Below are 9,845 nucleotides of genomic sequence, written 5' to 3' on the forward strand. Positions count from 1 at the left end.
CCCGGGTGCGTACCGGGGCCTCCCGCGGGACCGGGACCGGGCGGCGGCGGAACCGGCCGCGACGGGTCCGCGCCGAAGCCGGGCTGGCCGCCGGGACCGGGCTGGCCGGGGTGACCGGGCGGGCCGGGGTGACCGCTCGGGTCGCCGCCGAAGGGCGGGCCCGGCGGGATCGGCTCGGCGGGCCGGTTCATCTGCGAGGGCCGCGAGCCCTGGTACTCGTACGACTCACCGCCCCCGAAGGACGGCGGGGCGGGTGGCCGTTGGAAGCGCGGGTCCCCCGGGCCGGCCGCCGACGGGCGCGGTGCGGCCGGGGTGTACGACGTCGCGGTGTTGGTCAGGAAGTTCCACCGGCACTCCTCGCAGAACGGCGCGCCGCCCTCACGGGGCGTACGGCACTGCGGGCAGAGTTCCGGAGCGGCGTCCGGTACGGCGGACAGGTGCGGGCGTCCGCCGGGCTGGCCGGCGTTCGGCCCACCGGACGGGCCGTTCGGGCCGGGCGGCGGCGGGAAGCCGTAGCCGCCGCCTGCGGGGGGCGGTGGCGGAGGGGGTGGTGGTACGGCACCGGCCATGCGGTGACCGCAGACCTCGCACCAGTCGTCGGAACCCGACTGGTGTCCGTTCGGGCAGGTCGGCATGTCGGCGCTTCCCCCTCTCCTTTCCGGCCGTCCGGCCGGACTTTCTCCAACCCCAAGGGGTCAGGCTCGCTGCTTTTCAGGGTCCTGCTACGTCACTTCTTTACACGAACAGTCTTTGTCGACCGGGTCTCGAGAGTCATCTCGTCGGCCTCCTCGACCTTCGCCTTCAGTCGCACAGTACCTGTCGCGGCATCGACCACGTCCACCACCTTCGCAAGGAGTTTCGCAGTATCCGCATTCCCGGAGGCGCTGGCGAGCTGAACGGCCCGGCCCAGTTTGGCCGTTGCTCCATCGATGTCTCCCGATTTGCGCAGATCGAGCCCCTGTTGGATGACTTGTGCCAGTTCTGCCTGGCCGGTGTAGTGGGCCACCTGCGGGTTGATGGACGTCGAGGCGACCATGTCGTCGGTCCACACGGCCCGGACCAGGCCCTGCGCGCCCAAGTTCTGCGCCGTGCCCCCAGGTTGCGGGATCACCAGCGAGACGCGGGCGGCCAGCATCTCCTGGCCGATGTTCGCGGGCGGGACCTCGACGCACACGTGGTAGTCACGGGACTCGTCTCCCCAGGAACCGGTGGGGTAGTCCCCGGCGCGCGGGCCCGCCTCGGTGCGCCGGTCGGTCAACTCCTCGACGGTGGGCGCGACTTGCTTGACGAACTTGATGGTGGTGCCGACCGGCGTCCACAGCCTGAGGGCGACGTCCGCGACCTCCTTGCCCATGGCCGTCTCCATCATCTGCGTGAAGTCGGCGGCCAGTCCGGCCGGGTCGGCGACGATGTCGGCGGTGCCGAGCAGGGCGGAGGCGATCCCTGTGACTTCTTTCACTTCCCAGTCGGTGCCCACGCCCCGGGCGTCACAGGTGAAGCGTCCGGCACAGGCGTCCAGCGAAGCCTTGAGGTCCTCCGCGGACTCGTGCTCGTTGCGGCCGTCGGTGAGCAGGATGCCGTGCCGGATGGCGACGTCCGCCGAGGACAGCAGCCGGTCGGCAAGACGCAGCCAGGTCCCGATGGCCGTACCGCCGCCGGCGCTGAGCTTGCGCAGGGCCTGCTTGGCCTGCTCGCGGGTGGTGGCGTCGGCGACGGCGAGACGGCCGCCGCCCGGATAGACCTCCTTGGCGATGTGCGTGCCGCCGATCACCGCGAAGTGCACGCCGTCGCGCAGGGTGTCGATGGCGGCGGACGTCGCATCCCGGGCGTTGCGCATCTTGGTCGGCGGGTAGTCCATCGACCCCGAGCAGTCGACCATGATCGCCACGGCCGCGGACGGGCCCTCGCCCGGCGCGTAGAGGTGGGGTGCCGCCACCGCGCTTCCGATCGTGCCGCCGCCGGTCGCGGTCACCGTCACGATCGCGTTGACCTCCCGGCCGCCCTCCGGCAGGTACTCGTTCTGGTACACGTCCATCGAGAACTGCGGCACGTTCGACTTCGAGAAATTGGCCATGCCCTATCGGCTCCCCCTTGAACGCCCCGCAGGATGCGGGGCGATGACGGAATACGGACCGGTCCCCTCCGGTCCGTCGAGGCGTCCCCGTACGCGGCCTCAGGCCGATCCTGCCCCCTGCGGCGGGGCCGGGAACGGCACGAGGGCCACTGTTACGTTGTCGTGGCCCCCACCGTCCAGCGCGTGACCGACCAGAACCCGGGCTCCGTGCAGCGGACGGACGGCGGCGTCGGCCGGGAGGACGTCGGCCATCTCCTCGGCCGCCTCCGCGTAGTTCCACAGGCCGTCCGTGCACACCACCACCACACCCGGCCGGTCCGGCTTGAAGGAAGCGGTGTGCGGCTCCAGTTCGTACGCGTCCGCACCCAGCCAGCCCGTGATCGCATGGGCGCGCTCGTCGGCGTACGCCTCCGCCTCGTTCATCAGGCCCGCGGCGACCATCTGCGCGGCCCAGGAGTCGTCCTCGGTGAGCCGGGCCGGGGGTGAGGTGCGGTCCACCGGCACCCAGTAGGCGCGGCTGTCACCGACCCAGCCGACCACCAGCAGGCCCGCGGTGACCACCGCGCCGACCAGCGTGCAGGCCGGGGCGTTCTGGTGCGGGGCGTGCTCGCGGGCCGTGGCGGGTTCCTGCGCGAGCGCGTTGACCGCGTGGGCGGCGGCGACGATCGCGTCGTGCATGGCCTGCTGCGGGTGCGTGCCGAGCGGCAGGGCGGCCAGCAGCGACTCGCTCGCGGCGCGGGAGGCGGCGAGCGAGGCGTCGTCGGGGCGGGTCGCCGACGACACGCCGTCGCAGACGATCGCCACCAGGGCGTCCGAGCCGTCGGGCAGCGCGGTGCGGCCGATGCCGAACGCGTCCTCGTTGCGGTGGTGGCGCAGACCGCGGTCGCTGACGGCCGCGATCGGGCCGTACTCCTGCTCCATGTGGTCGCGTTCGCGCGGCTGGGCGTGTCCGCAGTTCTCGCAGTAGCCGTCGTCGTCGACACGGCCCGCGCGGCACGCCACGCACAGCTTGGCCGGGTCGGCGGGCGCCGCGACATCGGCGGCGACACGCGGGTCCGGGGCCTGGAGGGGGTACTCCTCGGGTTCCCCGGGACGGTCGAACCGCACACCGGCGGCGACCTGGGGCGGCGACTGCGGTGCGGTGGGCAGGGGGGAGCCGCCCGAGTCCGTGCCCGGCACGTCCGTCGGCAGATGCACCGCGGGGGGCGTGTCGGAGCTGCCCGGAACGGCGGTGACGGGCCAGCCGGTCGGCGGCGCGGCACCCGGGCTTCCCGAGCCGTTCAGGGTGAGCGTCGGGCCGTCGTCCGGCCGTGGCGGTACGGCCGACAGGTCGTATCCGCACGCACCGCAGAAACGGTCACCCGACTCGAGCGGCTCCTCGCAGCTCGGACACCTCGACAAGGCGGCCTGCTGGGGCATCTGCGACATCAACTACACCCATGTCCGGGGGCGGTAACGGTTGGCACGTTCCACCAGGTCGATCCTCTCCTCGCCGCCCCGCGCCAGCCGGGCCAGCGTGCGGTACGAACGCTCCAGGCCGAAGCGCAGGCCTCGTTCGTCCAGGCCGCTGCCGAGCAGCGTCCGTCCCCCGGCGGCATGGGGGTCCCCCCGTCCGGCCGGGGCCGGGTGCGGGGGAGGGACGGATCCCTGGCCACCGGAGAGTATCCAGTCCAGGGCACAGCCGAGCACCTCCGTGGCCAACTGCTCGCGCCGCGTCGGATCCAGGCCGTACGCATCCAGCGCCTCCACCTGCCCGGCGGCGGCGCTCAGATCCTCCAGGAAGGGTACGTCGGAGCCGACCGCCGTGCGTTGCCGAAGCCGGGCGCGGACGGCCGCCACACGGGCCGCCGTGTAGTGGATGGAGGACTCCGGTACCGACTCCAGCGTCGTCACGGCGCTGCGCCGGTCGCCGGCGGCGAGCTGGACGCGGGCCAGGCCGAAGGCGGCGCTCACATAGCTCGGGTCGGTCGACCACACCAGGCGGTAGTACTCGGCGGCGTTGTCGAGCTGACCGAGCACCTCCGCGCACAGGCCGAGCGCGAGCTTGGGTGCCGTCTCGCCGGGGAAGGCGTCGTAGATCGCGTCGAAGGCGAGGGCGGCGCCCTCGTGGTCGCCGGTGACCAGTGCGGTCACGCCCCGGTACCAGACCACCCGCCAGTCGTCGGGCCGCTCCGCCTCCAGGGTGCGCAGGGCGTCCAGCGCCGCGGCGGAGTCGTCGTTCTCCAGCCACGCCCGGATCTGCCGCAGCCGCGTCTCGATCGACGGGGCCGGCGCCGCGGCCAGCGCGCTGAGCAGCTCGGCCGGGGCGGTCGCCATCAGGCCCGCGAGGAAACCGGCGTTGGGGTCGCCCGGGTCGACGCGGGGGACGGGCAGCGCGAGGGCGGCGGCAGCGGTACCGACGGGTTTGACGAGGCCGGCCGTGGTGCTCGGGGCGGCGCCGGTGAGCTGAGGCTGCTGCTTCCGCGCCCGTACGACCCGCGCCCCGAGCCGCGACACCTCACCCTCCAGCGGCGGGAACAACTCGGTGTCCGTCACCCGCAGTTCCGGCCCGAACAGCGTCGACAGCGACGGCCGTGCCCGACCCGTCTGCAGCGACACGACCTCGCGCAGCACCCCCGTCAGCTGCTCCGACATCTCCTGCGCGGAGGCGAACCGGCGGGCCGGGTCGGGGTCGGTGGCGCGGACCAGGAGCCGGTAGAAGGACTCGTACTGGCGGAAGACCTCGATGTTGTCGGGGTCGGGCAGGGAGTCGACGTAGACGTTGGTGTAGCCCTGGAAGTCGAAGGTGAGGACGGCCAGGGTGCGGGCCACCGTGTACAGGTCGGACGCCACCGACGGGCCGGCCTCCGCGACCTCCGGCGCCTGGTAGCCGACCGTGCCGTAGATCGCCGACTCGTCGTCGTCCATGCGGCGCACCGCGCCCATGTCGATGAGCTTGAGCTGGTCCTCGGTCTGGATGGCGTTGTCGACCTTGAAGTCGCAGTACAGCAGGTTGCGGCTGTGCAGGTGGTCGAGGGCCTCCAGCGCCTCGATGCCGTACGCGCAGGCCTGCTCCACCGGCAGCGGGTCGCGTCGGCCCTCCGGGGTGCGGCGGGCGTTCGCGATCTCCTTGAGGGACTTGCCGCCGACGTACTCCATGACGATGTAGCCGTCCAGGGAGCCGGTGCGCTGGTCGAGGTGCTCGACGAAGTTGTAGATCCGCACGATGTTGGCGTGCTCGATCTCGGCGAGGAAGCGCCGCTCGGAGATCGCGGCGGCCATGGCGTCCTGGTCGCCGGTGTCGAGCAGGCCCTTCAGCACGACCCAACGGTCGGACACCGCGCGGTCGACGGCGAGGTAGATCCAGCCCAGGCCGCCGTGCGCGAGGCAGCCCACGACCTCGTACTGGCCGTGCACGACGTCGCCGGCCTTCAGCTTCGGGACGAACGAATACGGGTGGCCGCACTTGGTGCAGAAGCCCTCGGTGCGCCCGGGACGGTCCCCGCGGGCGCGGCCCACCGGCGCCCCGCAGTCCGAGCGCGAGCAGAACCGCTTGCGCTCCGGCACCTCCGGGTTGTCCAGGACCATCGCGCGCGGGTCGGGGCGCGGGACCTGCGGCACCTGCACCAGCCCGGCGCCCAGCCGGCCACGGCCCGAGGAACCGGCGGCGGAGCCGGAGCTGCGCACCGACACCGAGCGGCCCGTCGAACGGCCCGACAGCGAGCGCGACAGCCGCCCCGACACCGAGCGGCGGGACTTCGACGACTGCGACGACGTACGCGCACTGCGCGCACTGGAGCGTGAGCTGCCGCTGCCCGCCGAACCGCGCGAGCCCCGGCCGCCGCCCGTGATCCCGGTGGGCGGCGAACCGACCATGCCGCTGGCGGACACCACCGGTGCCAGGCCGCAGGTGTCGCAGTAGAGCTCGCCGCCGCCGACGTCCTCGTACGACCCTTCGCAGCCGGGCCGCTGGCAGGACTGCTGTGCCTGACTCATCTCGCTGCATCCCCCTTGTCGCTCACCGCGCCCGGCCCCCTCCGGTCCTGCGGCCCCGCCTGCCCCGGCACCCGCGGGGCGGTGCCGAGCAGGTCGGCCGCCGTCTGCTGGTAGCGCTGCACGGCCTGTTCGGCGACCCGCAGGTCGCAGGGTGCGCTCCACAGCATGCGGCGCGCCGCGTCGTACCGCTCGACCAGCAGCGGGTCCTCGGCCAGTCCGTGCCGGGCGACCTTCGCCTTGTACGCGTCCAGACGGCCGCGCAGCTCCGCACGGACCGCCAGGGGTGCGGTGACGGCGGTCAACGACTCGCGGGCGCGCAGCAGTTCGTCCTCGGCCTTCTGCTCCAGGGACTCCAGGAGCGGGGACAGCCGGTGCCACTGGGCCTGTCTGCGGTACTCGGCGGCCGCCGCCAGCTGCTCCTGGAGCGCGGTCGGCGGTCCGCTGACGACCGGCACCTCCGTGGCGGCGATCTTCGCGAGGACCTCGCCGCGCGCGGTGCGGGCCTCGGCGAGCGTGCGGTCGGCCCGGGACAGCACGTCCCGCAGCCTGATCAGCCGCTGCTCGGCATCCTGGCGGACCGTCAGTACGGCGTCGATCTCCCGGCGCACCTCCTCCAGGGCGCGTGCCTCACGGTCGTACACCGTGGTGTCCGGTCTGCCGCCGCCCGGTGCCGAACTGCCCTCGGCGGGCAGCCAGAACGCCAGCGGGTCGGAGACCACCTCTTCGCGCAGCTTCGTCAGCGTGCGCGTGATGCGCTCCAGGTCGTCGCCCGCCGGGTGCTCGCCGGGGCGCACGCCGACGGAGTGCGCGAGCCTGCGGGTGCGCTGGAGCTCGGCGGCCAGTAAATCGATCCGCGCGGGCAGCGCGGACCACACCGCGTCGGCGGCGACGACCATGTCCAGCGACGTCGCGTACAGCTCGTTCATCCGGTCCACCAGCCCGGCCAGCGAGAACTGCTGGCTGAGCTTGCCCGTGCCGTGCAGTGTGGGTGCGTTCGCCGTCGCCGCGGCGCTGCCGGCGACCGTGACGGACTCGCCGCGCAGCAGCTCGGTCAGCTCCAGCAGGTCCTCGCGGCTGGACCAGCGGCGGCGGGCGCGGATCTCGCGGGCGGAGCGCAACGCGCTCGTGTACGCGTCGAAGTACGCCCACAGCAGCGTGATCGACGCCTCCGCGGCCGCCCAGCGCTCCTTGGTCGTGCCGGTGAGCTCGGCGCCCTCGAGGAGTCGGCGGCCCGCGTGGTCCTGCAGGGCGAGGAGCGAGGTCTCGATGGCCTCGTGTTCCGCGCCGAGCCGCGCCAGCGCACGGTCCACCTCGTCCCGGTCCATTACCGGACCGGAGGCTCCCGCGACGCCCATCGATCACCTCTCGTTGCTGGTGTGTTCCGTGCCGGTGTGTGTCGTCGGCCGTCCTTCATCCGGCCGTCTGCCGACGGCCGGTCATGCGTATGTGGGCCGGGGCGGAGTCGCCGACTCCGAGTCACTGCCCAGCGTGGCCGACAGCCATGTGCCGTACGACCGCTTCCAGCCGCCGTCCTCGCGGTAGTCCTCCAGTATTCGGTTGACCCGGCGTACCAGATCGTCGGCGTCCTTCTTCATCGCCACGCCGTAGTACTCCGTGGTGAAGCGGTCGCCCTTCAGTTCCACCGTGGGGTCCTGCGCGGCCTGGCTCGCGGCGAGGGCGCCGTCCGTCACCACCGCGTCGACCTGGCCGAGTTGGAGCCGGACCAGGCAGTCGAGCTGGTTGGGAACGGTGGTGGAGATGTCGGTGGAGGCGGGCAGCCGGCCGGCCTTCTTGTCCGCGTCCAGTTTGTCGTACGCCGTGGAGCCCGCCGCCGAGCAGATCTTCCTGTCGGCGAGGGTCTCGTCGTAGCCCTCGATCGTCGAGGAGGTGGGCGCGAGGACCTGCTGGCCGGTCAGGAAGTACGGGGCGGAGAAGGCCACTTGCTCCAGTCGGTCGCAGTTGATGGTCATCGTGCGCACCACCATGTCGACCTGCCCGCTCTGGATCGCGGGGATGCGCTGGTTGGTGGGGATGGCCTTGAACCGGATCTTGTACGCATCGCCCAGCAGGTCCTCGGCGATCCGGCGGGCGAGGTCGATGTCGAAGCCCTCCAGCTCGACGTCCTTCGCCGTGCTGTTCGGGTTGCGGTAGCCCCAGCGGTAGCTGTTCTGGTCGACGCCCACCGAGACATAGCCGCGCTTCTTGATGGTCGCGATCGACGCGCCCTCGGCCGTCGACGGGGACAGGCTCTGGTCCTCGGGGTTCTCGCACTCCTCGGCCTTCGCGTGCGACCCGTCGGCCACGCCCTGGCCACCGACGCCCGTGCTGCCGTCGCCGGCCGGCCGGGTGTGCGGCAGCAGCAGCGCGAAGGCCACGGCGAGGGCGCAGACGACGGCCATCGCGCCCACGCCGCCCCAGCCTTTCAGGCTGGCCCGCAAACGTCGTGCATGCATCGTCACGCCCCCTTTCACCGGTACTCCGAAAGCCTGCGGCCGATGCCGAGCACCGCGCCGGCCGCGCCCAGCACCGCAAGGACGGCCGCGCCGACCGACAGGCCGGTCATCGCGTCCAGGCCGTCGCCCGCGGCCTGCTGGAACTCGCGCTGTTCGTGCTTCAGGGCGGTGTCGAGGTTCTTGTCGACGTTGTCGAAGCACTCGCCCGTGGGTTTGTCGCTCTTCGCGCCGATGACCTTGTTCAGCGCCGCCTGGTAGTCGCCCGCGTCGTCGGCGGCACGGGCCTGCTGGTGGCGGTTCTGCCATTCGTCCATGTTGCCGACGGCGGACCGCACGGGCTGTTCGCCGGCCCCGTCGTCGGCGAGGGACTGCGCCGCGGTGAGGCCGTCGGCCAGGTCCTGCATCGACTCCTTGTAGGCGACGTCGAACTTGTCCTGGAACTCGCCCGGCTTGACCTCGACCGTCTCCGCGCCCCGGCTGACCAGGGTGAGGTTCTCGTTGCCACGTGCCTTGAGGGAGGCGATGCGGGCGTCGTGCAGGACGTTCAGCGAGCGGACGCCGTGGTCGTAGGAGTCGTTGAGGCCGGCGCGGGCGACGCTGTGGCCGACGACGAGCCAGAGCAGGACCACGGTGGTGGCGGCGCCGGCGGCGACCAGGCCGTGGTTCAGGACCCGGTTCGTGCGCCGGTAGTTGCGGTGCTGCGCCCAGGCGAGGGCCGCGAGGGCGACGACGCCGAGGGCGATGGCCGCCCACGGGTAGGGCGTGGCGTCCGCGTAGTCGCCGCGCAGCCGCTCGTTCTCCGACTTGTAGAGGTCCTCGGCCGCCGGGAGCATCTCGGTCTGCATCGTGTCGTTCGCGTAGCGCAGGTAGGCGCCGCCGAGCGGATAGCCCTGGCGGTTGTTGGCGCGGGCGCGTTCGATGAGGCCCTTGTACTGCGGCAGGAGCCGGTTGAGTTCGGCGATCGTCGCGGCGGACGGGGAGCCGGGGTCGGAGTTGTTGGCGGCCGTGACGAGTTTGGCGGCGGCCGTCCGGATGCCCCTCTCGTAGCGGTCGCGGGAGGTCTTCGTCTCCTGACCGCCCGCCAGGAAGCCGCTGGACGCGGCGGTGTTGGCGTCGGCGAGGGAGCGGTAGATGTCGGCGGCGGCGGAGCTGAGGGGCTGGCTCTTGTGCAGGACGTCGTCGGCGGCGGACGCCCGGGCGGTGGCCTGCCAGGCCGTCACCGCGCCGAAGGAGACGACCAGCAGGGCGAGGACGGCGCCGATGATGCGCAGCCGGCCCGGCTCGGTGGTCGCGGCGGCGCGCACCCGGTCCACGCCCTCGGCGAACGCGGTGCGGCGGGGCGG

The 9,845-nt window shown here is 72.8% G+C and carries 6 protein-coding genes and 1 pseudogene; all 7 read right to left on the minus strand.

What is annotated here, in order from left to right; genetic code table 11:
* Positions 1-635 (minus strand): annotated as a pseudogene (locus tag ACTWQJ_RS37830) (FHA domain-containing protein); the annotation flags it as partial.
* A gap of 92 nt (positions 636-727) precedes the next feature.
* Entirely contained in the window at positions 728-2,074 is a 1,347-nt protein-coding gene (locus tag ACTWQJ_RS37835; protein ID WP_443310967.1) for a vWA domain-containing protein, read from the minus strand.
* Between the two features lie 99 nt (positions 2,075-2,173).
* Positions 2,174-3,505, minus strand: a complete 1,332-nt coding sequence (locus ACTWQJ_RS37840; RefSeq protein WP_443310968.1) for a PP2C family serine/threonine-protein phosphatase — start codon at positions 3,503-3,505, stop codon at positions 2,174-2,176.
* Positions 3,506-6,049, minus strand: coding sequence for a tetratricopeptide repeat protein (locus tag ACTWQJ_RS37845; RefSeq protein ID WP_443310969.1), 2,544 nt, complete (start codon positions 6,047-6,049; stop codon positions 3,506-3,508).
* On the minus strand, positions 6,046-7,404 hold the full coding sequence (locus ACTWQJ_RS37850) for a hypothetical protein (RefSeq protein ID WP_443310970.1): 1,359 nt from the start codon (positions 7,402-7,404) through the stop codon (positions 6,046-6,048). Before ACTWQJ_RS37850 ends, ACTWQJ_RS37845 begins: the two co-directional genes overlap by 4 nt.
* 81 nt (positions 7,405-7,485) lie before the next feature.
* Positions 7,486-8,502 (minus strand): glutamate ABC transporter substrate-binding protein, encoded by a 1,017-nt coding sequence (locus ACTWQJ_RS37855; RefSeq protein WP_443310971.1) that lies wholly within the window; start codon positions 8,500-8,502, stop codon positions 7,486-7,488.
* 14 nt (positions 8,503-8,516) lie between these two features.
* Positions 8,517-9,845 (minus strand): hypothetical protein (locus ACTWQJ_RS37860; RefSeq protein WP_443310972.1); only part of this gene is annotated, 1,329 nt, incomplete at its 5' end.

Origin of the sequence: Streptomyces sp. KR55 (assembly GCF_052245645.1) — a bacterium.
In the GTDB taxonomy this organism is placed as follows: Bacteria; Actinomycetota; Actinomycetes; order Streptomycetales; family Streptomycetaceae; genus Streptomyces; species Streptomyces flavusporus.